Below are 24,413 nucleotides of genomic sequence, written 5' to 3' on the forward strand. Positions count from 1 at the left end.
CCCCTCACACGATCGGGTCAATATCTAGGTGAAACTTGACGAAACTCGACAGCCGGTGCCAACTTGAAGGCATCGGGCGCCGTGAGTGCGCGGCACCCTGAAGCCCAATTCGTTCCGCTTAGCGAAACATCCAGACCCGAAGGCGGTACCGCCCATGCCCGACGCCCTGTCCGGAGTCCGCGTGCTCGACGCGGCCACCCTGTTCGCCGGGCCGCTGGCGGCGACGCTGCTCGCCGACTTCGGGGCCGAGGTCGTCAAGATCGAGCACCCGAAGGGCGACCCGGTGCGCAGCCACGGCGCCCGCCGCGACGGCGTCGGGCTGTGGTGGAAGATGCTCGGCCGCAACAAGAAGGCGATCACCCTCTACCTCGGCTCCCCCGAGGGCCAGGAGCTCTTCCGCCGGCTCGCCGCCGACGCCGACGTGGTGATCGAGAACTTCCGGCCCGGCACGCTGGAGCGCTGGGGCCTCGGCTACGACGAGCTGAAGAGGATCAATCCGCGGCTGGTGCTGGCGCGGGTCACCGGGTTCGGGCAGACCGGCCCCTACTCCCGGCGGCCCGGCTTCGGCACGCTCGCCGAGGCGATGAGCGGGTTCGCCGCGATCACCGGCGAGCCGGACGGGCCGCCGACCCTGCCGCCGTTCGGCCTCGCCGACGGGATCGCCGCGCTGACCACCGCGTTCGCGGTGATGACCGCGCTGCGCGCGCGGGAGGCGACCGGCGAGGGCCAGGTCGTCGACCTGGCGATCATCGAGCCGATCCTCACCCTGCTCGGCCCGCAGATCATCACCTACGACCAGCTCGGCGAGCTGCAGGCCCGCACCGGCAACCGCTCGCACAACAACGCGCCGCGCAACACCTACCGGACCCGCGACGGCGGCTGGGTCGCGATCTCCACCAGCGCCCAGTCGATCGCCGAGCGCGTCATGCGGCTGGTCGGCCGGCCCGAGTACATCGACGAGCCGTGGTTCGCCACCGGCGCCGAACGCGCCGAGCACGCCGACGAGCTGGACGAGGCCGTCGGCTCCTGGATCGCGCGACGCGACCGCGACGAGGTCGTGAGGGCGTTCGAGGAGGCCGAGGCCGCCGTCGCCCCGATCTACACCGCCGCCGACGTCATGACCGACCCGCAGTTCGAGGCGCTCGGCACCATCGCCACCGTCCCCGACGACGAGCTCGGCCCGGTGAAGATGCAGAACGTGCTGTTCCGGCTGTCGCGGACGCCGGGGCACATCGACTCCGCCGGGCCGCCGCTCGGCGCGCACACCGCCGAGATCCTCGGCCGCTACGGGGTAGGCGAAGCGGAGCTGGACGAGCTGCGCGCCAAGGGGGTGGTGAAGTGACCGGACCGGAGCATCCGCACCGGACCTGGCTCTACGTCCCCGGCGACCGTCCCGACCGCATCGGCAAGGCCCTCGACTCGGGCGCCGACGCGGTCATCCTCGACCTGGAGGACGCCGTCGCCCCCGACGCCAAGGACACGGCCCGCCGCACCGTCGCCCGCGTCCTGGCCGAGGGCCGGCCCGCCTACGTCCGGACCAACGCGCCCGGCACGCCCGACGGCGACGCCGACATCGGGCTGCTGGCGTCCACGCCCGGCGCGCTCGCCGGGGTGCGGATCCCCAAGTGCGAGGACCCCGGCGTGCTGCGCCGCGTCGCCGACGCGCTCGGCGTGCCGGTGTTCCCCGTCCTGGAGTCGGCGCTCGGCGTGGAGAACGCCCTGGCCATCGCCACCGCGCACCCCCTGGTCGCCGGCATCTCGCTCGGCGAGGCGGACCTGTCGGCCGACCTGCGGGTGTCCGGCGGCGACGCGCTGGCCTGGCCGCGCTCGCGGGTCGTCGTCGCCGCCCGCGCCGCCGGGCTGCCGTCACCGCCGCAGAGCGTGTGGACGGCCGTCCGCGACCTGGACGGCCTGCGCGCCGACACGGCCGCGGGGCACCGGGCCGGGTTCTTCGGCCGCTCGGTGATCCACCCCGCGCAGATCCCCGTCGTGCACGAGGCCTGCGCTCCCGACCCCGCCGACGTCGCCTGGGCGCGCGGCCTCATGGACCAGCTCACCGAGCGCGCCGGCACGGCCGGCGCCGCCGCGTGGATCGACGCCGCCGGCCGGTTCGTGGACAAGGCGGTCGTCGAGCGCGCCTCCTGGATCCTCGCCGTCGCCGCGTCCGCCCACCGCACCGCACCAGACAAGGAAGGCTCCCCTTCATGACCACCCAGGATCCGCTGCTCGCGGCGGTCGCCCGCGGCGTCCGGCTGATCGAGCTGGGCCAGCCGTTCTTCACCGGCATGCCCTGCTCCCCCAACCACCCCGGGTTCCGGATGACGCTGATCCGCCGGCACGGCGACATGGAGCGCCCGGACGGCGGGTCGGCCGCCAACGAGATCATCGTGACCGGCGGCCACGTCGGCACCCACATCGACGCGCTGTCGCACGTCAGCCACGACGGCGAGCTGCACGGCGGGATCGACGCCGCCGAGGCGCAGCGCGGCGGGGCGTTCACCAGCCACGGCGCCGAGAACCTGCCCGGCCTGCTGCGCCGCGGCGTGCTGCTGGACGTCGCCGCCGTGCACGGCGTCGCCACGCTGCCGCCCGGCTACGGGGTGACCGCCGAGGACCTGGACCTGGCCGCGAAGCGGGCCGGCGCCGAGCCCGGCGAGGGCGACGTCGCGCTGGTCCGCACCGGCTGGTCCCGCAACTTCGGCGACACCACCGCCTACCTCGGCAAGGAGACGGGCGTGCCGGGCGCGACGCCGGACGCGGCCCGCTGGCTCGCCGACCGGAGGATCGTCGCGACCGGCGCCGACACCACCGCCTACGAGCAGATCCCGGCGGGCGCGGGCCACGCGGTGCTGCCCGTCCACCGGATCCTGCTGGTCGAGTCGGGGATCTTCATCATGGAGCACCTGAACCTGGAGGCGCTCGCCGAGGCCGGACTGCACGAGTTCGCGTTCCTGCTCGCCCCGCTGCGGATCAAGGGCGGCACCGGCTCCCCCGTCCGCCCGCTCGCGGCGGTGTCGGCATGACGGCCCCCACCCCGGTGCAGCGGCTCGCCGCGCTCGCCGCGTCCGCGCGCGCGGACGGGCTGCCGGCCGATCTGCGCGCCGACGCCGCCCGCCGCGTCCTGGACGCCCTCGGCAACAGCCTCGGCGCGACCGGCGAGGCACCGGCCCGCGCGGTCGGGGAGCTGGTCGCCGAGTGGGGCGGCGCGGGACGGGCCACCGCGATCGGCACCGGTTCCCGGCTCCCCGAGCCCAGCGCCGCGCTGCTGAACGGCACCCTCGCCCACTCGCTCGACTTCGACGACACGCATCTGCCGTCGGTGCTGCACCCGTCCGCGTCGGTCGTGCCCGCGGCGCTCGCGGTCGCCGAGGCGCGGGGCGCCACCGGCGCGGCGCTGCTGGACGCGGTGGGCGTCGGCGTGGAGATCACCGTCCGGCTCGGCATGGCCGGATACGACCGCGAGCTGGGCAACTCGGTGTTCTTCGAGCGCGGCCAGCACGCCACCGCCATCTGCGGCGCCGTCGGCGCCGCCGCGTCCGCCGCGATGCTGTCCGGCCTGGACGCGGGCGGGATCGCGCACGCGATGGGCATCGCCGCCAGCATGGGCTCGGGAATCCTGGAGGCCAACCGGACGGGCGGCACCGTCAAGCGGATCCACTGCGGCTGGGCCGCGCACGCCGCCGTCACCGCCGCCGGCCTCGCCCGCACGGGCATCACCGGCCCGCCGACCGTGTTCGAGGGACGGTTCGGGTTCCTGCAGGCCTGGTGCGGCGACCAGGTCGACCTCGACGCGCTCACCGACCGGCTCGGCGAGCACTGGGAGCTGCCCGGGATCTTCTTCAAGCCGTACCCGTGCAACCACTTCACCCACGCGGGCATCGACGCCGCGCTGCGGCTCCGCGCGCGCGGGCTCGACCCGTCCGACATCGAAAGCATCGAGCTGGGCGCGCCGACCGCCGTGCTGCGGACGATCGGCGAGCCCCGCGAGGACAAGGTCCGGCCCAAGTCGGGGTACCACGCCGCGTTCTCCGGCCCGTACACGGTCGCGGCGGCGCTGCTGGGCGGCGGCGGGCTCGGCGTCTTCCACGAGGACTTCACCAACGAGGCCGCCGCGTCCCCCGACCGGCTCGCGCTCGCCGCGAAGGTCCGGTGCGTGCCGGACGCGCGCTGCGACGAGATCTTCCCGCACCAGTTCCCGGCCGTCCTGCGCGTGACGACCCGCGACGGGGCCGTCCTGGAGGAGCGCGTGGACGCCAACCGCGGCGGCCCCGGCAACCCGCTGTCGGCCGAGGAGCTGGCGACCAAGTTCCGCCTCAACGCCACCCGCCGCGTCACCCCCGACCAGGCGGACGAGATCACCGACCTGACCTACGGCCTCGCCGGCGTCGAGGACCTGGGCCCCCTCACCGCGCTGCTCAGCTGACCGAACGACGTTCACCGCGGCGGGTCGTCACGCTCCTGACGACGGGTCGCCGCGAGTCGACGGTCAGGTGTGCTCCATGACGAAGATCGCCGTGGTGCCGGGGGCGAGGGCGCGGAAGACGTGGGGGGCGTCGCCGGGGTAGGCGACGTAGTCGCCCGGGGCCAGTTCGACGGGGTCGTCCTGCGGGCCCGCGAGCGCGCGGCCGGTGCTCAGGACCACGTGCTCGGTGGTGCCGGGCATGTGCGGGTCGGACAGGTGCGGGTCGTCCGGTTCCGCCGTGACGCGGTAGACGTCGCGGCGGGCGTTCGGCGGGCAGGACGCCAGCAGCGTCGCCACGTACTCCGCCTGCTCGGAGCGGGTGGCGGGGCCTTCCCCCGCGCGGACCACCCGCACGCCCGCCCGCGGCGGGTCGACCAGCCGGCTGAACGGCACGTCGAGCGCCGCGCCGAGCGACCACAGCGTCTCCACGCTCGGGTTCCCGGTGCCCGCCTCCAGCTGGGAGAGCGTCGACTTGGCGAGGCCCGCGCGCCGCGCCAGCTCGGTCTGGGACATCCCGGCGCGCGCCCGCTCCCGGCGGATCGAGGCGGCGATCCGCGCGATCAGGTCCGCATTCCCCATGTGTTCGCTCCAGACGTCCGGATGTTCTGTTTGACGAACGCGACTGCCTGACGTTCACTGTACTGGACGGTCGTTCGCCACACCGGACAGGAGTGAGCATGGAGCATCTCGGGATCCTCGCCCACAGCGCGGAGGGCGCCGCGCTGTGCTTCCGCGCCTTCTGCCAGGAGGGCTTCCGCGAGCTGGGCCCCGACGACCACCCCGACGTCACGCTCGACCTGATCGCGCTGGCCCGCAGCATGCCGGCCTGGGACGCGGGCGACCACGACGCGGTCCGCGCGATCCTGGCCGAGAGCGTCCGGCGGCTCGCCGCCGCCGGGGCGACGTTCTTCGCCTGCCCGGACAACACCGCCCACATGGCGCTGGAGCGGCCCGGCGACGGCCTGGCGCTGCCCGGCCTGCACATCGCCCAGGTCGTCGCCGGGCGCGCCGCCCGCGACGGGCGGCGCCGCGTCGGCGTCCTCGGCACCCGCTACACCATGGACGGCCCCGTCTACCCCCGCGAACTCGCCGCGCGCGGCATCGAGGCGGTGGTGCCGGACGCCGCCGACCGCGCCCGCGTCCACGAGATCATCTTCGCGGAGCTGGTGAACGGCGTCGTCACCGAGGAGTCGCGCCGCGAGTACGTGCGGATCATCGAGCGGCTCGCCGCGCGCGGCTGCGACGCCGTCGCCCTGGTCTGCACCGAGATCCCGCTGCTGGTCACGCCCGAGGCGTCGCCGCTGCCGACGCTGGATTCGACGCGGCTGCTCGCCCGCGCGGCCTTCGAGGCGGCGGCTGGGCGCGCTCCCCTGCCGTCCTGGCGCGGCGGACCGGCCGTCACCGCCTGACCCGACGGGCCAGCGCCCGTCCAGCTCGGCGAACAACGGGTCGAACTTCGTCCAGGTAGCGCCCTGCGCGGCCGATGTTTCGACCGGTGGCGAAGCGAGCCGGCCCTAGATTCGGGGGCATGGCGAACACAGATCTGACCATCGCCCGGCACGCCGAGGTCGGCGCCGTCCTCGCCGAAGAGCGCTTCGCCGTCCCCGTGGTGGAGGGCGGCGCGCCGCGGGGTTCGCTGGCCTGGTTGCGCGGCGCCGTCTGCCGGTTCAGCGAAGGCCCCGACCACGACCGGCGGCTGGGCGTCGTACTGAAGGCGCTGGACCAGCTGGACGCGGCCGACCTGCGGCGGCGCGCCCGCGAACGCGTGCTCGCCGGAGCGGAACCCGGCCTGGCCCCGATCTCGGCCCTGGGCGAGGCGCTCGGCGTCCCCGACCTCGACGCGCTGGCCGCCGCGGTGCCGCCCGCCTCGTCCGGCTACCTCACCGGGGCCGGACGGGACGGCTCGGACGACGCCGTCGCGACCTTGGTCCGGCTGCTCGGACCGGGGCCGGACGAGGAGGTCGCCAACCGCATCGCCGTCTTCACGCAGGCGTGCGACGCGACCGCCGCGCTCGTCGGCAAGGTGCTGCCGCTGTCGCGGCGCCCCGAGGCGCGCGGGTGCCCGATCGAGGCCGTCATCGCCGAGACCCTGCGCTTCGACCCGCCCATCCCCGCCATGCGCCGCGTCGCCCGCGAAGAGGTCGGCTTCCAGGGGCGGCGCATCGCCGAAGGGACGGCCCTGACGCTCGACCTGCGGGCGGCCAACCGCGACCCGGCGGTGTTCACCGAACCGGACCGTTTCGACCCCGCGCGCAGGGAACCTCCCCATCTGACCTTCGGCGCCGGCCGGCGGCCCTGCCCCGGCGCGGACCACGCCGTGCAGCTGACGGCCGGCGTGGTCGAGGCCCTCAACGAACGGGAGGCGGTCCGATGACCCGTCCGGAGACGTTCCACGACCTGCACCGCGGCGACCGGCCGCTGCTCCTGCCGAACGCGTGGGACTTCGCGACCGGCGCCGCGCTGGTGAAGGCCGGGTTCTCGGCGGTCGGGACGACCAGCCTCGGCGTCGCGGCGGCGGCCGGGAAGACCGACGCGACCGGCGACGCGCGCGACGAGACGCTCGCACTGGCGCGGAACCTGTCGCGGCTGCCCGTCCCGGTCACGGTCGACATCGAGGGCGGCTTCTCCACCAGGGTCGCCGACGTCGCCGAGCTCGCGACCGAGCTGGCCTCGTTCGGCATCGCCGGCGTCAACCTGGAGGACGGGCGCGCGGACGGGACGCTCGCGCCGCTCGACCACCAGACGACGACCATCGCGGCGGTGAAGCGGGCCGCGCCGCAGCTGTTCCTGAACGCCCGCACCGACACGTTCTGGCTGGCGGACGGCGAACCCGACCTGAAGGAGACGCTCCGCAGGGTGCGGGCGTTCGCCGAGGCGGGCGCCGACGGCGTCTTCGTCCCCGGCATCGCCGCCGACGATGACGTCCGGGCCGTCGTCGAGGCCGTCGACCTGCCGGTGAACGTGCTGTTCATGCCAGGAAAGACCGATGTCGGGCGGCTCGCCGAGCTGGGCGTCCGGCGGGTGAGCACGGGGTCGCTGCTGTTCCGCAAGGCGCTCCAGGCCGCGGTCGCCGCCGCCCTGGACGTCACCGGCCACGGCGAGGACGCCCCCGCGTTCTCCTACGGCGACATCCAGGACCTGGTCTCGCGCTAGGCGTCAGTGGCCGGTGATCGCGTCGGCGAGGCGGGCGAGCGGGGACGTCCGCGCCGACGCCGTCGCGGACTCGCGGGCGTCCGCCGCCCGGTACAGCGCGTACATCGCGTGGACGCCGAGCCAGCGCAGCGGCTCGGGCTCCCAGCGGCGGACGCGCCGGTCCACCCACGGCAGCGCGGTCAGCTCGGTGTCCTCGCGGAGGACGAGATCGCGCAGCGTGCGGCCCGCGAGGTTCGCTGTGGCGACGCCGTGGCCGGTGTAGCCGCCCGCGTACCCGAGCCCGGCGGCGTGGTCGACCACGACGGTCGAGCACCAGTCGCGGGGCACGCCGAGGACGCCCGACCAGGCGTGCGCGACGCGTCCGTGCTCGGCGGCGGCCGGGAACATCGCGGCCAGCATCGACCACAGCGCGGCGACGGTCGCGGGCTGCGTCCGGCCGCCGTCGTCCACCCGGGAGCCGTAGCGGTACGGCCTGCCCCGGCCGCCGAACGCGATGCGGTCGTCGGCGGTCCGCTGCGCGTACATGTAGTAGTGGGCGAGGTCGCCGAACAGCTCGCGGCGCCGCCAGCCGATCGCGTCCCACACCGCGGCCGGCAGCGGCGTCGTGACGATCATCGAGCTGTTCATCGGCAGCCAGTCGCGGTGGTGGCCGCCGACCCCGGCGGTGAACCCCTCGGTCGCGCGCAGCACGTAGTCGGCGGTGACCGTGCCGTACGGGGTGACGGCGGCGGCCGGGACGGCGCCGCGGCGCGGGTTGATCCGCACCACCGGGGTCCGCTCGTAGACGTCGACGCCGAGGCCGCGGACGGCCGCCGCCAGCCCCTGGACGAGCTTGGCCGGCTGCACGCGGGCGCAGTGCGGGCTCCACGCGGCGCCGGTCGCGCCCTCGACGCGCAGCCGCTCGTCGCGCTCGGCGGCGGGCAGCGGGACCAGGTCCTCCTCCGTCCAGCCCCAGTCGCGCGACTCGGCGACCATCGCGGCGAGCCGGGCGCGCTGGGCGGGGTTGCGCGCGACGTGCAGCACCCCGCTCTTGACCAGGTCGGCGTCGATGCCCTCGCCGGCGGCCACCTGGACGACCTCGTCGACCGCGTCGAACATCGCGTGCTGCAGCGCGACCGCCGCGAACCGGCCGTGCCGGGCGGCGTAGCGCTCCCGCGACCCGGCGATCTCGCCGAGCACCCAGCCGCCGTTGCGGCCGGACGCGCCGAACCCGGCGAACTCGCGCTCCAGCACGACGACGCGCAGATCGGGACGGGCGCGCTTGAGGTAGTAGGCCGTCCAGAGGCCGGTGTAGCCGGCGCCGACGACGCAGACGTCGGCGGCGCGCGGGCCGGGCAGGCGGGGCCCCGGTTCGGGGCGGCCGGTCCCCCGGTACCAGTGGGAGACGCCGCCGTTGGCGAAACCGGGCGCCAGCGGCACCCGCCCGGACGAGGAGCTCATGCGCCCATACTGCTGTATCCGGCAGTCGGTCCGGTAGTGGGCGACGGATTCTAGGGGACGGCGTCGATTCCACGACGGGATCCGAGCCAGCCGGAACGGTCGGCGGCATAGTAGGCGGCGCCGTCGGGTCCGTCCGCCCCGCTGCGCCAGGGCCGCATCCCCAGGCTCGCGGCGACCTCGGCGGACACCGCGCTGCCCGGGTCGATCTCGGCGGTGACGCGGCGCAGCCCGACCACCCCGAACGCGTAGTCCAGCACGGCGCGGGACGCCTCGGCGGCCAGCCCCTGCCCCCACCGGTCCGGCTCCAGGCTGTAGAGGATCTCCACGTCCACCCCCCGGTCGAACGGGCCCTCGTGGCCGCGCAGCCCGGCCACCCCGATCAGCGGCGCGCCCGGCCCCGGCTCGGCCGCCCGCCACCCGCGCGGCAGCGGCCGCAGCGCCCACAGCCCGTAGCCCTCGGTGGCGAAGTCCCGCTCGCTGGTCTCGATGATCTCGGTGACCTGCACGGGCGAGATCGACGCGCCGTCGAACAGGTGCCGGCGGACGACCGGGCCCGTCCAGTGCCTCAGCAGCGCGTGGCGGTCGCGCATCCCGATCGGGTGCAGGGCGAGCCGCGTCGTCCGCAGCGTGTCGCTCATCCGGGGGCCCGTTTCTCGTGGGCCGGCTCGAGCGAGCCGGGCGACGGCAGGGGCGGGCGGGCCGCGAACGGCCCGGCCCGGCGTTGGTCGTTGACGCGCTCACCGGTCACGGGGTCGATCACTTACCGCACGCTAGGCCGTCGCGCCGGGCGCCTCAAGCCCCGGTCCGGAATGTGAAACCGCGCGCTCACGATGACGTAGCGCCGGCGTAACAGCGCTGCGCCAGCCTGGACACGTCCGCACCGAGCACGACCGGACACGGGTCGCACGCGACCGAGCCCCCCGGCCCCGGAAGGGAACGTTCCATGCCGCTGCTCCGCATCCGCACCGAGATCGAGGACCGGCCGGGCCGGCTGGCCCTGCTGACCGCCGCGCTGGCCGGCCGCGGCGCCAACATCCTCGCCCTGTCCGTCCAGATGGACGACGGCGGCGTGGTGGACGAGTTCCTCGTCGACGTCCCCGGCGGGGGCGCCGACGCGCGGGATCTGGCCGAGACGCTCGGCGCGGCCGGCGGCACCCGGACCGCCGTCCGCCCGGCCCGGCCGCGCGAACTGGTGGACGAGCCGACGCGGGCGCTGGTCCTGGCGTCCCGGCTGCGCGCCGAGCCGCACGCGGTGCCGGAGGTGCTCGCCGAACTGCTGCGCGCGGACGAGGCCGGATGGGCGCCGCCCGCCGAGGACGCGGACGACGACGCGTGCGTCCTGACCGTCCCGATGGGGCACGGCCGCGCCGTCCGGCTGCGGCGGTACGGCCTGCCGTTCACCACGACCGAGGCGGCGCGCGCCGACGCGCTCGTCCGCGCGGCGCTGCCCGCCGCGCCGCCGCGCCCGGCGTCCCGCCGCGTGCCGCTGCGCGACGGCACGCACGTGACCGTCCGGCCCATCGAGCCGCGCGACGCCGATGCGGTCCGCGCCCTGCACGAGCGGTGCTCCCTCGACAGCCGCCGGATGCGGTACTTCAGCCCGAAGCCGTACCCGCCGCCGCGCGCGATCGAGGGGTTCTGCGACCCGGCGCGCGGCCTCACCCTCGTCGCCGAGGGCCCGGACGGGTCGCTGCTCGCCCTCGCGCACCTGATCCACGTCATCGACCCGGGCGTCGCGGAACTGGCGTTCCTGGTGGAGGACGGCTGGCAGGGCCGCGGCCTCGGCCGGGCGCTCGCCGAGCTGCTGGTGGCCCAGGCCCGCGAGCGCGGCCTGGTGGAACTGCGCGCGACCGCGCTGAGCGAGAACGCGCGGATGCGGCGGCTGCTGACCTCGCTCGGCGGCCGGACGCGGCGCACCGACGAGCCCCACATCGTGGAGATCAGGCTGCGCGCGGACGGCCGCCCCGACCCGGGCGCGCTGGCAGGATGGCGGGGTGACCGGCATCTATGACGACCCCTGGGCCTACGAGCTGGCCTGCTCGTTCCGCGACGTGGCCGCCGAGACCGGCGTGCTGCTCGGCTGGTGCGCCGAGCACCGCCCGGACGCGGCCGGGCCCGTCCGGACGGCGCTGGAGCTGGCCGCCGGGCCCGCCGAGCACGCCCGCGAGCTGGCCCGCCGGGGCCTCGGCGCGACCGCGCTCGACCTCAGCCCGGCGATGTGCGCGTACGCGGCCCGCGAGGCCCGGCGCGCCGGGGTTCCGGTCGAGGTCGTCCAGGACGACATGACGACATTCGACCTGGGCCGCCGGTTCGACCTCGTGCTGACCATGCTGGACTCCACGTCCCACCTGATGACGCTGGACGCGTTCGTCGCGCACCTGCGCCGGGTCGCCGCGCACCTGGCGCCCGGCGGCCTGTACGTGATCGAGATGTCGCACCCGCGCGACCGGCTGTCCGACGACCCGAGCGTCAGCACCGGCTGGACGGTCGAGCGCGACCGGGTGCACGCGACCGTCCGGTGGGGCGAGCCGACCGACCGGCTCGACCCGGTCACCCAGATCGCCGACGACCACGTGACGATGACGATCGAGGCGGACGGCGCGACCCGCGTCATCGAGGACGTCGTCCCCTACCGGTTCTGGACCGCGACCGAGCTCGACGCCGCGATCCGGCTCGCCGGGGGGCTGGACGTCGCCGCCCGCTACGGCGACTTCGGGACCGGCGCGGACGCCGTGGCCCTCACCGATCCCGAAGCCTGGCGCATGATCACGCTGCTGCGGCCGCGCCGGCCGGCGCCGCCCGGTCAGGGAGCGGTCGCCCAGCCCGGCATCGGGTAGCCGGCCAGCATCTCGCGGACCTCGCCCGCGACCCGCTCGGCCACCGCCTCGTCCTGTCCGGCGGCGGCCCGCACGACCTCATCGATCCAGGCGGCGATCTGCGGCATCCGCGCCTCGTCCAGCCCGCGGGTGGTGATCGCGCCGGTGCCGAGCCGCAGCCCGGACGGGTCGAACGGCTTGCGCGGGTCGAAGGGGACCGCGTTGTAGTTCAGCTCGATCCCGGCGCGGTCGAGGGCCTGCGCGGCGGGCTTGCCGGCGACGCCCTTGTTCGTCAGGTCGATCAGGATGAGGTGGTTGTCGGTGCCGCCGGAGATCAGGTCGTAGCCGCGCTCCAGCAGCGCCGCCGCGAGGGCCTTGGCGTTCGCGACGACCTGGCGGGCGTAGCGGGCGAAGTCCGGCGCCGCCGCCTCCTTCAGCGCGACGGCGATCGCGGCGGTGGTGTGGTTGTGCGGGCCGCCCTGCAGGCCGGGGAACACCGCCTTGTCGATCGCCTTGGCGTGCTCGGCCGTCGACATCACCATCGCGCCGCGCGGGCCGCGCAGCGTCTTGTGCGTGGTCGTGGTGATCACGTCGGCGTGCCCCACCGGGGACGGGTGCGCGCCGCCCGCGACGAGGCCGGCGATGTGCGCGATGTCGGCGGCCAGCACCGCCCCGACCTCGCGGGCGATCTCCGCGAACGCCGGGAAGTCGATGGTGCGGGGCACCGCCGTCCCGCCGCACCAGATCAGCTTCGGCCGCTCCTTGAGCGCCAGGTCGCGGACCTCGTCCATGTCGACGCGGCCGGTGTCGGCGCGCACCTCGTACCGGACGGGGGCGAACCACTTGCCGGTCGCCGACACCGACCAGCCGTGCGTCAGGTGGCCGCCCATCGGCAGCGACAGGCCCATCACCGGGTCGCCGGGGTCCAGGAACGCCAGGTAGACGGCGAGGTTGGCGGGCGAGCCGGAGTACGGCTGGACGTTGGCGTGCTCGACGCCGAACAGCTCCTTGGCCCGGCCGATCGCCGCCAGCTCGATCGGGTCGACGTTCTGCTGGCCCTCGTAGTACCGCTTGCCGGCGTAGCCCTCCGAGTACTTGTTGGTCAGGACGGTGCCGGCGGCCTCCAGCACCGCCGCCGACACGTAGTTCTCCGAGGCGATCAGCCGGATCTTCTCGAACTGGCGGCGGGCCTCCGCCTCGACCAGTCCGGCGATCTCGGGGTCCGCGGCCTGCAGATGGGGAACGGCGGGCTCGTGCACGACTACCTCCGCGCTGCTTCGCGCCGGAACGCGCTCCGGGCGCCCCGGCAAGGGGACCCGTACACCCAGGCGCGCGGTGTGCGGACTAGTTTCGCTCCCCGGTGGTCGACTCCACCTTGACTGCGCCAGTCGCGTTCGCGCCATCATAGCGAGCCGCGTCCCGCGCCCGCCGGGTCCGCGCCCGCCGCGGCCGCGCGGGCACCGACACCACGGCCAGCCCGCCGAACAGCAGCAGCGCCCCGGCCGCACCCTGCACGGACAGCCGTTCCCCGAGGACCGCGACGGCCAGCACCGCCGCCACCAGCGGCTCCGCGAGACTGAGCGTCCCGGCCGTCGCCGCGCTGACCCGGTACAGGCCGCCGACGAAGAACATGTACGCGGCGGCGGTCGCCGCGATCCCGAGCCACGCCACCAGGACCGCCGACCGCGGCGCCGCGAGCGCCGGCAGGTCCGCGAGCGTCCAGGGCAGCAGCACCGACCCGCCCGCCAGCAGCGTCACCGACACCGCCGCCGCCATGCCCGCCTCGCTGTTCCTCAACGAGCCGTGGCCGGTCAGCATCTTCGCCGACACCGTGTAGACGCCGAAGCAGGTCCCGGCGACCAGGCTGAGCGCCACCCCGGGCGGGTCGGCGTGGACGCCCGGCCCCGGCGCCATCAGCAGCGCGACGCCGCCGACCGCGCAGGCCGTGCCCCACCACCACCGCCGGCCCAGCCGCGCCCGCAGCACCAGCCGATCGCACAACCCGGTCGAGACGGGCGCGAGCCCGAACACGACGGCGGTCGCCACCGCGGCGCCCGTCCGGTCGACCGCGCTGAAGAACGACGCCTGGAAGACGCCGGTGGCGACGGACGCGGCGGCCAGCGGCGGCCAGGCGCGCCGCGGCAGTGCCCGGAACGCCTTCCGGTCCTTCGCGAGCACCAGCACGGCGAGGACGAGCCCGCCGGAGAAGATCCGCGCGCCGCCGATCGCCACCGGGCTCGCCGCGGAACCGGCCAGCACCTGCGCCGGCCCCACCGTTCCCCACAGGACGCCGGCAGCCAGCACCAGCAGCGCACCGGACGGGATGTTTCGTCGGTCCATGCCGCCGAAGCTAGGCAGGAATGCGGAACTTCGCGCTGCAAGCCGTCATTCGTTCGACCACAGGGCACCGCTCCGGCAATCCTTCGGTTCGGGCTCGCCGAACATCGCCTCAGGCGTACGGCGTTCGCCCGTCGCGCCGCTCGGCCGACGGAAGTTCGCCCTGCTCCCTCGGCTGGACGTAGTCGTACACCACGGTGGTGCGGACGTCCACGTACTCCTTGCGGCGGGCCAGCCGGTCGAGCACGAAGTCGCGCAGATATGTGGTGCTGGGCACCGCCACATGGACGAGGAGGTCCTCGTTCCCCGTCACGACGAAGACGGCGACGGACTCGGGCATGGCGGCCATGCTGTCGCGCGCCGACTCGATCGCCTCCCGCGACTGCGGCCGGATCCGGATCGAGATCAGCGCCTGCACGCCGCGGCCGAGCCGCTCGAAGTCGACCGCCGCGTGGAAACCGGTGACGATCCCGCGCGAGCGCAGCGCCCGCGTCCGCTCCAGAGCCGTCGACGGGGCGATCCCCACCGCCTCGGCCAGTTCCCGGTTGGTCTGCCGCCCGTCCCGCTGCAACCGCCGCAGGATCGCCTGGTCGACCGCGTCCATGGGTCCCCCTCCCGACCTCGCCGCCGCGTCCCGAACTCCCGCACCCGGACATGCGCCGGAACCGGCAGCTCTCCGAAGAATATTCGGCCACCTCCCCTCAGACCAAAAGGGGACTGCGGAGGCTGGTGATTTCACCGATGCCCGCGGGACGGCAGGGCGCCGACAATTGGCGGCTCACACGGACCGGCGGGGCCGACCGCCGAACGGGGAGTCGAGGTCATCGTGAGCGGGGCGCATCGGGAGACGGGACGGCGCGCGCGGCGGCGGACACGGCGCGGGCGCCGGACCGTGGCGGTCGTGTGCATGGCGATCGCGGCGGTGCTCGGCACGTCGGTGTACGCGCTGTCGGCGATCACGTCGTGCTCCGGCGGCGTGACGACCCTCGACGCGGCCGTCGCCCCGGAACTGGCGCCCGCCGTGTCCGCGGTGGCCGGCGACTTCAACGGCGCCGACCACCGCGAGGGCGGGAAATGCGTGCGGGTCACCGTGCGCGCGGCCGGCCCGGCGGGGGTCACGGCGCTGCTGTCCGGGCAGATCCCCCAGGGCTCGGGCGTGCGCCGCCCGGACGTCTGGGTGCCGGACTCGTCTCTGTGGCTGCGGCTGCTGGCGAAGCCGCCGCGTGTGGCGGGCGGGCCGCTGGCCCGCTCGCCCCTCGTCGCCGCGGTCCCGGCTGCGCGGGCCGCCCGGACGCCCGGCTCGTGGAAGGACCTGCTGAGCGCGGCGGAACCCGGCGAGCGGAGCTCCCGGGCGGTCGGGCTCGTCCTGGCCGACCCGGCCCGGACCGGCGCCGGGCTCGCCGCGCTGCTGGTCGCGCGGGCACGCGACGGCGACGCGGCGTTCGCGGCGTTCGCGCGGTCGGTGCGAGAGAGCACCGCACCGGACGCGGCCCGGGCGCTCGGCGCGCTCACCGGGGCCTCGGCGCGGCCCGAGCCCGTCCTGGCCGTCCCGGAGCAGGCCGTGTGGGAGCACGACCGGCGCGAGCCGTCGGAGCCCGTCCAGGCCGTCTACCCGCGCGACGGGACCCTGTCCCTGGACTATCCGGTCGCGATCCTCGCCGACCGTCCCGGCGCGCGGCTGTTCGAGCGGACGCTGCGCGGCGGAACCGCCCGCGAGCGCCTCCGCGCGGCGGGCTTTCGCGACCCCGCCGGGCGGGCGCCGGCCGCGTTCGGCCGCACGCCCGGCCTGGCCGCGGCCAGGCCCGCCGTCCTCGCCGACCCCGACCCCGGCCTGGTCCGGCGCACGGCGCAGGAATGGGCGCGGCTGACGCTCGGCTCCCGGATGCTGTCGGTGATCGACGTCTCCGGATCGATGGCGCGGCCGGTGCCCGGCACCCGGCTGACCCGGCTGCAGGCGATCGCGCAGGCCTCCCAGGAGGGCCTCGGGCTGCAGCCCGACGACACCGAACTCGGCCAGTGGATCTTCTCCACGCGGCTGGACGGCGACCGGGACTGGCGGCGGACCGTCCCGATGGGCCCGCTCGGCGGGCGGATCGGCTCGGTCACCCGCCGGCAGCGCATCCTCAGCACGCTGGCGGCGCTGCGCCCGGAACCGGACGGCGCGACCGGCCTGTACGACACCGTGCTCGCCGCCGTCCGGTACATGCGCCGCACCTACCGGCCGGAGATGGTCAACACGGTGCTGCTGTTCACCGACGGCCGCAACGACGACCCCGGCGGCCCCTCCCTGGACCGCACGGTCGCCGCGCTGCGCGCCGGGCGGGAGGCGACCCGCCCGGTGCAGATCATCGTCATCGGCTTCGGCCCGGACGTCGACACCGCCGAACTGCGGCGGCTCGCCGGCGCCACCGGCGGCAGCGTCTACACCGCCCGCGTCCCGCAGGACATCATGCGGATCTTCGGCGAGGCCACCGCCCGCCGCCTCTGCGCGCCCTCCTGCTGAGCCGCGGGACGGCCCCACCGAGCCCGGAGACGGCGAAGGCCCGATCCCCGTGCGGGGACCGGGCCGGGAACACCGGTGCGCGGCCGTCGCCGTGCGGACGGAGCGTCAGCTCCGGCCCGCGGCCTCCAGGGCCCTCTTGACGGCGGCCCGCTTCTCGCGCAGCTTGGCGAGCGCCTCCTCGAGGATGGCCTCGCCGTCCTCGTCGCTGCGCCGCTCCTTCACGTACGCCAGATGCGTCTTGTAGGGCTCGGTCTTCGGCGGTGCCGGCGGGTTCTCCGCGTCCTGACCGGCCGGGAACCCGCAGCGCGGGCAGTCCCACGTCTCGGGGACCGCGACGTCCGTCGCGAAACTGGGGCGCGTCTCGTGCCGGTTGGCGCAGTAGAAGGTCACCCAGACGCGGGGGGCGGCGTCGCCGCGCTCCGCCTCCCCCATTGGACCGGCCCCGACGCGGCTGCCCCGAATCGCGTTGCCACTACCCACGGACTACTCCTCGCTTTGTGCGCCGCCGCCGCCAGGGGACCTCCGAGGACGGCACGGCATTCGAACGTGTTGGACGGGCGGCTCAGCCGACGCCCTTGTGCTTGAACAGCAGCCCGAGCACGATGATCGAGGCGAACCAGACCACCCCGACGCCGATCGTCAGCCGGTCCAGGTTGCGCTCCACCACCGACGAGCCGCCGAGCGACGACGAGATGCCGCCGCCGAACATGTCGGACAGTCCCCCGCCCTTGCCCTTGTGCATCAGGACGAGGACCACCATCAGCAGACTCGTGACGATGAGCACGATGGACGATGCGATGATCACAGTTCTTCAGCGCCTTCTCTGGCAGGCCCCGCGGGAGACGGGGCCTCGTCTGTAGGGACGGAGGATCGAGCCGGGCGGTTTACCCGTGCAGTACGAAGGGTACGACGAACAACCGCCTGGTTCGGCAAGAACCCCCATGTCACGCGGAATTGATCAGATGTGATCAGGCCGGGAGCTCCCGGTACCGGCAGATCTTGACGAATTCGCCCGGGTCGAGGCTGGCACCACCGACCAACGCGCCGTCCACGTCGTCCTGCGCCATCAGCTTGGCGATGTTGTCGCCCTTCACCGAGCCGCCGTACAGGACGCGCACCTGGTCGGCGAGCCCGCCGTCGTACAGCTCGGCGAGCCGGGTCCGGATCGCGGCGCAGACCTCCTGCGCGTCCTGCGGCGTGGCGACCTCGCCGGTGCCGATCGCCCAGACCGGCTCGTAGGCGATCACGCTGCGCCGCACCTGCTCGGCGGGGATCTTCTCCAGCGCGCCGTCCAGCTGCGACAGGCAGTGCGCGACGTGCCCGCCGGCCTTGCGCACCTCGAGGCCCTCGCCGATGCAGATGATCGGGATCATCTCGGCGCCCAGCACCGCCTTGGCCTTGGCGTTGACGAGCGCGTCGTCCTCGCCGTGGTACTCGCGCCGCTCGGAGTGCCCCACGATCACGTAGGAGCAGCCCAGCTTCGCCAGCATGGACGCGGCGATCTCGCCGGTGTAGGCGCCGGAGGCGTGCTGCGAGACGTCCTGCGCGCCGTACTGGATGGCGTACCGGTCGGCCTCGATCACCGTCTGCACCGACCGCAGGTCGGTGAACGGCGGGCACACGACGACGTCGACGGCCTCGAAGTCGGGCTCCTTCAGCGCGAACGCCATCTTCTGGACGAGCAGGATCGCGTCCAGGTGGTTCTTGTTCATCTTCCAGTTGCCGGCCATCAGCGGCTTGCGGCCGGTCTGCTTTCCGGAAGGGCTCGCGGGGGCCATCGGTCAGTCCTCCAGTGCTTGCAGGCCGGGCAGCGCCTTGCCCTCGAGGTATTCGAGGCTGGCGCCGCCGCCGGTCGAGATGTGCGAGAAGGCGCCCTCGTCGAAGCCGAGCCGCCGGACGGCCGCGGCGGAGTCGCCGCCGCCGACCACGGTGAACGCGCCGGAGTCGATCAGGCCCTGCGCGACGGCGCGGGTGCCGTGCGCGTACGGCTCCATCTCGAACACGCCCATCGGGCCGTTCCAGAACACCGTCCTCGCGCCGGCCAGGCGCGCGGCGAACAGCTTGCCGGACTCGGGGCCGATGTCCAGGCCGAGCCGGTCGGCGGGGATCGCGTCGGCCGCGACGACCTCGTGGTCGGCGTCCGCGGCGAACGCGGTCGCGGCGACAACGTCCACCGGGAGCACGAACTCCACGCCGCTCTCCTCGGCGCGCCGCAGGTACTCGCGGACGGTGCCGAGCTGGTCCTCCTCCAGCAGGCTCTCGCCGACCTCGTGGCCCTGCGCCTTGAGGAAGGTGAAGACCATGCCGCCGCCGATCAGGATGCGGTCGGCCTTGCCGAGCAGGTTGTCGATCACGCCGAGCTTGTCGGAGACCTTGGAGCCGCCGAGCACGACCGCGTAGGGCCGCTCGACCTGCTCGGTGAGCTTCTCCAGCACCGACACCTCGGTGGCGATCAGGTCGCCCGCCGCGTGCGGGAGCCGCTTCGGCACGTCGTAGACGGAGGCGTGCTTGCGGTGCACCGCGCCGAACCCGTCGCCGACGTAGACGTCGGCGAGGGCGGCGAGCTTGTCGGCGAACGCGCCGCGCTCGGCGTCGTCCTTGCTGGTCTCGCCCGGCTCGAAGCGCAGGTTCTCCAGCAGCGCGACATCGCCGTCGCCGAGCCCGGAGACGGCCGCGTGGGCGGACGCGCCGGTGACGTCGTCGGCGAACACCACCCGGACGCCGAGCAGCTCGCCGAGCCGGATCGCCACCGGGCCGAGTGAGAACTCGGACTTCACCTCGCCCTTCGGGCGGCCGAGGTGGGCGCAGACGACCACCTTCGCGCCCTTGTCGCGCAGCGTCTCGATCGTGGGCAGGCTGGCCCGGATCCGGCCGTCGTCGGTGATCCGGCCGTCCTGCAGCGGGACGTTCAGGTCCGCGCGGACCAGCACCTTCCGCCCGGCGACGTCCAGATCGTCAATGGTGCGCATCGGGATGCGGATTCCTTCCGGATACGGCCCCGGTGTGGGCGCGGGCGGGGCGCGGCCACGGCGGGAACGGGACTTCCAGTCCTGGGGCGGTACTACCCGAGGGGGGACGACCCCCCACACCCCCCGTGCCGACTTCGTCGGGATTCAGAGCTGCGAGCCGACGAGCTTCACGAGGTCGACGAGGCGGTTGGAGTAGCCCCACTCGTTGTCGTACCAGCCGACGACCTTGACCTGGTCGCCGATGACCTTGGTCAGCCCGGAGTCGAAGATGCACGACGACGGGTCGGTGACGATGTCGCTGGAGACGATCGGGTCCTCGGTGTAGGTGAGGTAGCCCTTGAGCGCGCCCTCCTCGGCGGCCTTCTTGAACGCCTCGTTGACCTCCTCGGCGGTGACCTCGCGCGACAGGGTCGCGGTGAGGTCGGTGGCCGAGCCGGTCGGCACCGGGACGCGCAGCGCGTAGCCGTCCAGCTTGCCGTTCAGCTCCGGCAGCACCAGGCCGATGGCCTTGGCGGCGCCGGTGGAGGTCGGCACCACGTTCAGCGCGGCGGCGCGGGCGCGGCGCAGGTCCTTGTGCGGCGCGTCCTGGAGGTTCTGGTCCTGCGTGTAGGCGTGGATCGTCGTCATCAGGCCCTTCTCGATGACGAAGTTGTCGTGCAGGACCTTCGCCAGCGGGGCCAGGCAGTTGGTGGTGCAGGAGGCGTTGGAGATCACCGTGTGGTTCGCCGGGTCGTACTTGTCCTCGTTGACGCCGAGGACGACGGTGAGGTCCTCGTTCTTGGCCGGGGCCGAGATGATGACCTTCTTGGCGCCGTTGTCGGCGTGCACCTTGGCCTTGGTGGCGTCGGTGAAGAAGCCGGTGGACTCGACGACGATGTCGGCGCCGACGTCGCTCCACTTGAGGTTCGCGGGGTCGCGCTCCTCGAACGCCTTGATCGACTTGCCGCCGACGACGATCTCGTCGGCGGTGGCGCGCACGTCCTCGGGGAAGCGGCCGAGGATGCTGTCGTACTTGAGCAGCTGGGCGAGCGTGGCGTTGTCGGTCAGGTCGTTGACCGCCACGATCTCGATGTCGGCTCCGCTGGCCTTGACGGCGCGGTAGAAGTTGCGGCCGATCCGGCCGAACCCGTTGATGCCTACTCGGATGGTCACGGAACGGCTCTCCTCGTACGTCGTGTCGCCCGGTGGCACCAGGCTGTCAACTGCGGTCTCCCGGGGTCTCCCCCGCTCTCGACCCTATCCAATGACCCGCGGGTAGCCCGACACCGGCGGCGGTGGATTCGCGGGTGACGCCCCCTCCCCCGGCCGGGGGAGGCGCCGGCGCCGCCCGATTTGACGATCTTCACTAGACTCCCGCCATGCGGCGCGGGTGGTTCGTCCTAGTCATCGGGGGTTTGATCGCCTGCTGCCCGACGGCAACGGCGTCGGCCGCGGAGCCGCCCGCCCCGCAGACGCGCATCGCCTCCATCACGGCCCAGCTGAAGCGCGATCCCGTCTACGTCACCGACCAGGTGCCCCGGCGGCTGCCCCCCGGGACGGCCGGGAAGATCAAAGCGCTGGTCGGCCGGCTCGGCGTCCCGACCTACGTCGTGGTGACGCTGCCCTCCCGCGTCCGGGACGACGGCACCGAGGCCCCGTCCGACCTGGAGTCCCTGGTGCCCGTGCTGCACGACCGGCTCGGCAAGGACGGCGTCTACCTCGTCGTCGATCCCAGCGGCGCCCTCGGCGAGGTGCAGCAGTTCGGCGGGGCGCGGCGGATCGACGTCGAGCACGCCTACCAGGCCGCCACGTCGGAGCTGCCCTACGAGTCGGGCCTGCTGAGCGTCCTCGGCCGGTTCGTGGAGATCGCCCTCTCCGGCCACGCCGAGGAGCGGGCCCGCCACCCGTCGCCCCGGCCCGAGTCCGCGACCCGGCGGGAGCTGGACGCCTACGACCGCGGCAACCACCGGGCCGCCGTCAGGAACAACACCGCGTTCGGTGCCGGCGCCGGGCTCGGCGGGCTGATCGTCCTGGGTCTGCTGGTGGGACGCCGGATACGCCGCGGCAGGCGGCGGCCGGCCGCCGGAAGGAAAACGGTCCGCAAGCAGCCGGTCCGCAAGCAGCCGAAGCGGCCCGCCGGGCAGGGAGGGAAGCGATGAGGCGCGCCGCGCCGGCCGTCCTCGGCGTCACGGCGGCGGCCCTCGCGATGTGGCCCGCCCCCGCCTCGGCCGCTCCCGACCCGCGCTACTCCGGCCACCGCCTCGACCGCGTGGCCGCCGCGCTCGCCAAGGACCCGCTCTTCGTCGACCCGGATGTGGACGTCGCGCTCGGCGCCGCCGACCGCGCCCGCGTCGACACGGCGATCCGGGCCGCCGCCAGGCGCGTCACGGTCCCGATCCTGGTCGTGGTGGCCCCCAACCCGACCGACTCGGAGTCGCAGGGCAAGGACGACGCCTTCCTGTCCGCGCTGCACGGTGTCACGCACCGCGACGGCCTCTACCTGATGGTGGGCGAGGACGGCTACATGCTCGGCCAGGGCTGGAACGTGCCGCGCGACATCGACCTGGACGTGGTGGCGCAGGACGACCTCCCCGACTACGAGCCGCCCGACATCCACCGCCCGTTCGACGGCCTCGCAGACCGGCTGATCAAGCGCGTGAACACCTGGGCCGCCGCGCCCGCCGCACCGCCCACGTCGTCCCCCGCGCTCCTCAGCCCCCCGGTCCCCTTCGGGCAGGAGGACGATCATCCGCTGACGCCGGACGAGCCCGCGGTCAAGAGCCACTTCCTGCGCGGGTTCCTCCTCGCCGGCCCGCTGTCGGCGGTCGCGCTGTACTGGGCCGGGATCGGCTCGGCCGCCGCCGGCCGCCGCTGGTTCCGCCGCGGCGGGTCCCGGGCCGCCGTCGCGGGACCGGCGGCGCAGGCCGAGGCGCACCCCGGCGCGCCGGCCAAGCCCTCGGACCGGTGGCTGCGGCGCACCGCGTCCGCCGAGCTGGACCGGCTGCGCGACCGGCTGCCCGACGCGTCCGGCAACCGCGGCCGGGCCTTCGCCCTCGCCGCCTTCGACGCCGCGCAGATCCTCCACGACGACGTCGAGGAGGACCCCGGCCGCGCCCTCGACCTCGTCGGCGTGATCGTCCTGGCCCGGCAGGGACGGCGCGCCCTCGCCGGGCAGATGACCGCCCCTCCGCCGCCGTGCCTCGTGAACCCGCTGCACGGCGACTCCACCCGCCGCAAGACCGTCCCGCTGCCCGGCGACCCCGACCGCGGCAAGCCCCGCCGGCAGCCGGTGTGCGCGGCCTGCTTCGGCGCGCCCGGCAAGGAGATCGCGGACCGGGTCCTGCGCGTCCAGGGCCCGGACGGCCTCGCGCCCCACTACGCGATCCCCGGCGTGTGGCGGGACGCGGCGTGGGGGTCCCGCGGAAACGACCTCGTCAAACGCGTGATGGAGTACCTCGGTGTCGAGTAAGCCCTCCCCCGGCGCGCGGATCGCCGCCGCGCTGCGCCGCTCCCCCATCTACGTCGACCCGTCGTACGCGTCGGCGCTGCCCGCCGCGGACCGGCGTCGCCTCGCGGCCCGGCTGAAGAAGATGCCGGCGCCGACCTACATCGTGCTGGTCCCGCTCGTCCAGGGCGGCACCTGGAACGACGACAAGCAGCTCGCGACGGTCGTGCACAGCCGCCTGGGCCGGGACGGGATCTTCGTCACCTTCCACGAGTCCACCGACGAGCTGATGGGGCACGAGTGGGGCGGCGACCACGCCGCGGACGACGCCGCGTGGGCCGTCAACTGGGACGACTCGCTGGACGGCGCGTCCCTCGCGGCGCGGCTCACCCGCTTCACCGACCTGATCGTCTCGGGCACCGCCACGAAGGCCTACAAGCAGGAGTCCGCGGAGATCGACCGCAACTACCAGGCGCATCTGAAGTCGTCGGCGCCCAAGGCGGCGAAGAAGGACGGCGGCACCGACCTCGCGCTTCCGCTCGCCGCGGGCGGCGCCGGCGTCGCGGTCGCCGCCGTCGCGGGCGTCCTGCTGTGGCGGCGGCGCCGCATGGCCGCCGTCCGCCGCCAGGCCGGCGACGGCCTGCTCCTGCCGCGCACCGTGTTCGCCACCGCCGGCAAGGCGAGCGAGGACCAGCTGCGCGAGCAGGCGTCCCACGAGGTCATCGCCTTCGGCGAGCTGCTGGACGGCTCGACGGCGCCCGGTGGCGAGCGCGCCGGCGCCCTCATGACGCGCGCCCTCGACGCCTACCAGGCCGCGGCGAAGACCCTGGACGCGGCGCGGGGCATCCCCGACCTCGCCGGGGTCCTCGTCCTGCTCGACCAGGGACGCGACGCCCTCGCCTCGGCCCATGCGCTCGCCGAGGGGAAGCCCGAGGTGCCGCCGAGCCCGCTGTGCTTCTTCAACCCGCTGCACGGCGACGGCCCCGTCGAGCTGGACTGGCGGCCGCTCGGCTCCCGCCGCCGCCTCCACGTGCACGCCTGCCGCGCCTGCGCCCGCGCGGCACGCGCCCGCGAGACCCCCGACATGCTCATGGACCGCCGCGACGGCCGGGACGTCCCCTACTTCGAGGCCGACCCGGCCCGCAGCGTCTGGGCCGAGACCGGCTACGGCCAGCTCCGCGACGACCTGATCCACCGCGTCCTCAGAGGCGACCTCCGCAAAAACTGAACGCCGACATCGGCTGCGTACGGCCGACACCGGACAGCCTCCGTTCGGTTTCGCCGCCGGACGTTCACCAGCTCTTCACCA

Annotated in this window: 24 protein-coding genes, 1 pseudogene and 1 riboswitch; of the genes and pseudogenes, 13 read left to right on the plus strand and 12 right to left on the minus strand. The window is 74.7% G+C overall.

Annotated elements, in window-relative coordinates; translation table 11 throughout:
• Positions 1-154 precede the first annotated feature (154 nt).
• Genes ACA514_RS40340 through ACA514_RS40355 form a run of 4 tightly spaced genes read left to right on the plus strand, consistent with a single transcriptional unit; the run spans position 155 to position 4,423 of the window.
• Positions 155-1,342, plus strand: coding sequence for a CaiB/BaiF CoA transferase family protein (locus ACA514_RS40340; RefSeq protein ID WP_375046588.1), 1,188 nt, complete (start codon positions 155-157; stop codon positions 1,340-1,342).
• Positions 1,339-2,208, plus strand: a complete 870-nt coding sequence (locus tag ACA514_RS40345) for an HpcH/HpaI aldolase/citrate lyase family protein (RefSeq protein WP_375046589.1) — start codon at positions 1,339-1,341, stop codon at positions 2,206-2,208. Before ACA514_RS40340 ends, ACA514_RS40345 begins: the two co-directional genes overlap by 4 nt.
• Complete coding sequence (locus ACA514_RS40350) at positions 2,205-3,023, plus strand: cyclase family protein (RefSeq protein WP_375046590.1); 819 nt, start codon at positions 2,205-2,207, stop codon at positions 3,021-3,023. The genes ACA514_RS40345 and ACA514_RS40350 overlap by 4 nt, the downstream gene beginning before the upstream one ends.
• Positions 3,020-4,423, plus strand: a complete 1,404-nt coding sequence (locus tag ACA514_RS40355) for an MmgE/PrpD family protein (RefSeq protein WP_375046591.1) — start codon at positions 3,020-3,022, stop codon at positions 4,421-4,423. Before ACA514_RS40350 ends, ACA514_RS40355 begins: the two co-directional genes overlap by 4 nt.
• Before the next feature lie 63 nt (positions 4,424-4,486).
• Here ACA514_RS40355 and ACA514_RS40360 read toward each other — a convergent pair whose 3' ends face one another.
• On the minus strand, positions 4,487-5,041 hold the full coding sequence (locus ACA514_RS40360; protein ID WP_375046592.1) for a helix-turn-helix domain-containing protein: 555 nt from the start codon (positions 5,039-5,041) through the stop codon (positions 4,487-4,489).
• Between the two features lie 98 nt (positions 5,042-5,139).
• Here ACA514_RS40360 and ACA514_RS40365 point away from each other — a divergent pair, with 98 nt between their 5' ends.
• The 3 genes from ACA514_RS40365 (at position 5,140) to ACA514_RS40375 (ending at position 7,615) form a co-directional block, all read left to right on the plus strand.
• Complete coding sequence (locus tag ACA514_RS40365; RefSeq protein ID WP_375046593.1) at positions 5,140-5,871, plus strand: aspartate/glutamate racemase family protein; 732 nt, start codon at positions 5,140-5,142, stop codon at positions 5,869-5,871.
• Positions 5,872-5,990: 119 nt separating this feature from the next.
• Positions 5,991-6,836 (plus strand): cytochrome P450, encoded by an 846-nt coding sequence (locus ACA514_RS40370; RefSeq protein ID WP_375046594.1) that lies wholly within the window; start codon positions 5,991-5,993, stop codon positions 6,834-6,836.
• Entirely contained in the window at positions 6,833-7,615 is a 783-nt protein-coding gene (locus tag ACA514_RS40375) for an isocitrate lyase/phosphoenolpyruvate mutase family protein (protein WP_375046595.1), read from the plus strand. Before ACA514_RS40370 ends, ACA514_RS40375 begins: the two co-directional genes overlap by 4 nt.
• A 3-nt stretch (positions 7,616-7,618) precedes the next feature.
• On the opposite strand, the gene ACA514_RS40380 is transcribed toward ACA514_RS40375, so the two are convergent.
• The 3 genes from ACA514_RS40380 to ACA514_RS40390 are packed head-to-tail and all read right to left on the minus strand — an operon-like array spanning position 7,619 to position 9,815.
• Positions 7,619-9,055, minus strand: coding sequence for an NAD(P)/FAD-dependent oxidoreductase (locus ACA514_RS40380; RefSeq protein ID WP_375046596.1), 1,437 nt, complete (start codon positions 9,053-9,055; stop codon positions 7,619-7,621).
• A gap of 50 nt (positions 9,056-9,105) precedes the next feature.
• Positions 9,106-9,693 (minus strand): GNAT family N-acetyltransferase, encoded by a 588-nt coding sequence (locus ACA514_RS40385; RefSeq protein ID WP_375046597.1) that lies wholly within the window; start codon positions 9,691-9,693, stop codon positions 9,106-9,108.
• Complete coding sequence (locus tag ACA514_RS40390) at positions 9,690-9,815, minus strand: hypothetical protein (RefSeq protein WP_375046598.1); 126 nt, start codon at positions 9,813-9,815, stop codon at positions 9,690-9,692. The genes ACA514_RS40385 and ACA514_RS40390 overlap by 4 nt, the downstream gene beginning before the upstream one ends.
• Before the next feature lie 183 nt (positions 9,816-9,998).
• Here ACA514_RS40390 and ACA514_RS40395 point away from each other — a divergent pair, with 183 nt between their 5' ends.
• Both ACA514_RS40395 and ACA514_RS40400 read left to right on the plus strand, forming a co-directional pair.
• Complete coding sequence (locus ACA514_RS40395) at positions 9,999-11,066, plus strand: GNAT family N-acetyltransferase (RefSeq protein ID WP_375046599.1); 1,068 nt, start codon at positions 9,999-10,001, stop codon at positions 11,064-11,066.
• A complete protein-coding gene (locus ACA514_RS40400; protein ID WP_375046600.1) occupies positions 11,050-11,892 on the plus strand; it encodes a class I SAM-dependent methyltransferase in 843 nt (280 codons plus the stop codon). Before ACA514_RS40395 ends, ACA514_RS40400 begins: the two co-directional genes overlap by 17 nt.
• Here the strand turns inward: ACA514_RS40400 and glyA are convergent.
• From glyA to ACA514_RS40415, 3 genes and pseudogenes are all read right to left on the minus strand, one after another.
• Positions 11,859-13,130, minus strand: coding sequence for a serine hydroxymethyltransferase (glyA, locus tag ACA514_RS40405; protein ID WP_375046601.1), 1,272 nt, complete (start codon positions 13,128-13,130; stop codon positions 11,859-11,861). The two genes, ACA514_RS40400 and glyA, sit on opposite strands and share 34 nt — an antisense overlap.
• 56 nt (positions 13,131-13,186) lie before the next feature.
• A riboswitch (ZMP/ZTP riboswitch) is annotated at positions 13,187-13,266 on the minus strand.
• A gap of 126 nt (positions 13,267-13,392) precedes the next feature.
• Positions 13,393-14,211, minus strand: a pseudogene (locus ACA514_RS40410) (DMT family transporter); the annotation flags it as partial.
• 109 nt (positions 14,212-14,320) lie between these two features.
• Positions 14,321-14,812, minus strand: a complete 492-nt coding sequence (locus tag ACA514_RS40415) for an Lrp/AsnC family transcriptional regulator (RefSeq protein WP_375046602.1) — start codon at positions 14,810-14,812, stop codon at positions 14,321-14,323.
• 222 nt (positions 14,813-15,034) lie between these two features.
• Here ACA514_RS40415 and ACA514_RS40420 point away from each other — a divergent pair, with 222 nt between their 5' ends.
• Positions 15,035-16,711: a substrate-binding and VWA domain-containing protein gene (locus tag ACA514_RS40420; protein WP_375046603.1), complete on the plus strand. Its 1,677-nt coding sequence runs from the start codon at positions 15,035-15,037 to the stop codon at positions 16,709-16,711.
• Positions 16,712-16,816: 105 nt separating this feature from the next.
• Here ACA514_RS40420 and ACA514_RS40425 read toward each other — a convergent pair whose 3' ends face one another.
• From ACA514_RS40425 to gap, 5 genes are all read right to left on the minus strand, one after another.
• Positions 16,817-17,191 (minus strand): RNA polymerase-binding protein RbpA, encoded by a 375-nt coding sequence (locus tag ACA514_RS40425; RefSeq protein WP_190856304.1) that lies wholly within the window; start codon positions 17,189-17,191, stop codon positions 16,817-16,819.
• Positions 17,192-17,273: 82 nt separating this feature from the next.
• Positions 17,274-17,516, minus strand: coding sequence for a preprotein translocase subunit SecG (secG, locus tag ACA514_RS40430; protein WP_151542679.1), 243 nt, complete (start codon positions 17,514-17,516; stop codon positions 17,274-17,276).
• A 163-nt stretch (positions 17,517-17,679) separates the two neighbouring features.
• Positions 17,680-18,489, minus strand: coding sequence for a triose-phosphate isomerase (tpiA, locus tag ACA514_RS40435; RefSeq protein WP_375046604.1), 810 nt, complete (start codon positions 18,487-18,489; stop codon positions 17,680-17,682).
• Positions 18,490-18,492: 3 nt separating this feature from the next.
• Positions 18,493-19,680: a phosphoglycerate kinase gene (locus ACA514_RS40440; protein WP_375046605.1), complete on the minus strand. Its 1,188-nt coding sequence runs from the start codon at positions 19,678-19,680 to the stop codon at positions 18,493-18,495.
• Positions 19,681-19,824: 144 nt separating this feature from the next.
• Entirely contained in the window at positions 19,825-20,832 is a 1,008-nt protein-coding gene (gene gap, locus ACA514_RS40445) for a type I glyceraldehyde-3-phosphate dehydrogenase (RefSeq protein ID WP_375046606.1), read from the minus strand.
• A gap of 206 nt (positions 20,833-21,038) precedes the next feature.
• Here gap and ACA514_RS40450 point away from each other — a divergent pair, with 206 nt between their 5' ends.
• From ACA514_RS40450 to ACA514_RS40460, 3 genes are read left to right on the plus strand one after another with little or no spacing between them, the layout of a single operon-like run.
• On the plus strand, positions 21,039-21,818 hold the full coding sequence (locus tag ACA514_RS40450) for a hypothetical protein (RefSeq protein ID WP_375046607.1): 780 nt from the start codon (positions 21,039-21,041) through the stop codon (positions 21,816-21,818).
• Positions 21,815-23,128, plus strand: coding sequence for a hypothetical protein (locus tag ACA514_RS40455; protein WP_375046608.1), 1,314 nt, complete (start codon positions 21,815-21,817; stop codon positions 23,126-23,128). Before ACA514_RS40450 ends, ACA514_RS40455 begins: the two co-directional genes overlap by 4 nt.
• Positions 23,118-24,332 carry a hypothetical protein gene (locus tag ACA514_RS40460; protein ID WP_375046609.1) on the plus strand — a complete coding sequence of 405 codons (1,215 nt, stop codon included), beginning with the start codon at positions 23,118-23,120 and terminating at the stop codon, positions 24,330-24,332. Before ACA514_RS40455 ends, ACA514_RS40460 begins: the two co-directional genes overlap by 11 nt.
• Positions 24,333-24,413 lie beyond the last annotated feature (81 nt).

Source organism: Actinomadura sp. NTSP31, from assembly GCF_041951385.1.
GTDB lineage: Bacteria > Actinomycetota > Actinomycetes > Streptosporangiales > Streptosporangiaceae > Spirillospora > Spirillospora napierensis.

Coding starts and splice junctions, on each gene's coding strand:
- ACA514_RS40340 (WP_375046588.1), top strand. CDS start 155: ATGCCCGACGCCCTGTCCGGAGTCCGCGTGCTCGACGCGGCCACCCTG.
- ACA514_RS40350 (WP_375046590.1), top strand. CDS start 2,205: ATGACCACCCAGGATCCGCTGCTCGCGGCGGTCGCCCGCGGCGTCCGG.
- ACA514_RS40355 (WP_375046591.1), top strand. CDS start 3,020: ATGACGGCCCCCACCCCGGTGCAGCGGCTCGCCGCGCTCGCCGCGTCC.
- ACA514_RS40360 (WP_375046592.1), bottom strand. CDS start 5,041: ATGGGGAATGCGGACCTGATCGCGCGGATCGCCGCCTCGATCCGCCGG.
- ACA514_RS40365 (WP_375046593.1), top strand. CDS start 5,140: ATGGAGCATCTCGGGATCCTCGCCCACAGCGCGGAGGGCGCCGCGCTG.
- ACA514_RS40370 (WP_375046594.1), top strand. CDS start 5,991: ATGGCGAACACAGATCTGACCATCGCCCGGCACGCCGAGGTCGGCGCC.
- ACA514_RS40375 (WP_375046595.1), top strand. CDS start 6,833: ATGACCCGTCCGGAGACGTTCCACGACCTGCACCGCGGCGACCGGCCG.
- ACA514_RS40380 (WP_375046596.1), bottom strand. CDS start 9,055: ATGAGCTCCTCGTCCGGGCGGGTGCCGCTGGCGCCCGGTTTCGCCAAC.
- ACA514_RS40385 (WP_375046597.1), bottom strand. CDS start 9,693: ATGAGCGACACGCTGCGGACGACGCGGCTCGCCCTGCACCCGATCGGG.
- ACA514_RS40395 (WP_375046599.1), top strand. CDS start 9,999: ATGCCGCTGCTCCGCATCCGCACCGAGATCGAGGACCGGCCGGGCCGG.
- ACA514_RS40415 (WP_375046602.1), bottom strand. CDS start 14,812: ATGGACGCGGTCGACCAGGCGATCCTGCGGCGGTTGCAGCGGGACGGG.
- tpiA (WP_375046604.1), bottom strand. CDS start 18,489: ATGGCCCCCGCGAGCCCTTCCGGAAAGCAGACCGGCCGCAAGCCGCTG.
- ACA514_RS40440 (WP_375046605.1), bottom strand. CDS start 19,680: ATGCGCACCATTGACGATCTGGACGTCGCCGGGCGGAAGGTGCTGGTC.
- ACA514_RS40450 (WP_375046607.1), top strand. CDS start 21,039: ATGCGGCGCGGGTGGTTCGTCCTAGTCATCGGGGGTTTGATCGCCTGC.
- ACA514_RS40455 (WP_375046608.1), top strand. CDS start 21,815: ATGAGGCGCGCCGCGCCGGCCGTCCTCGGCGTCACGGCGGCGGCCCTC.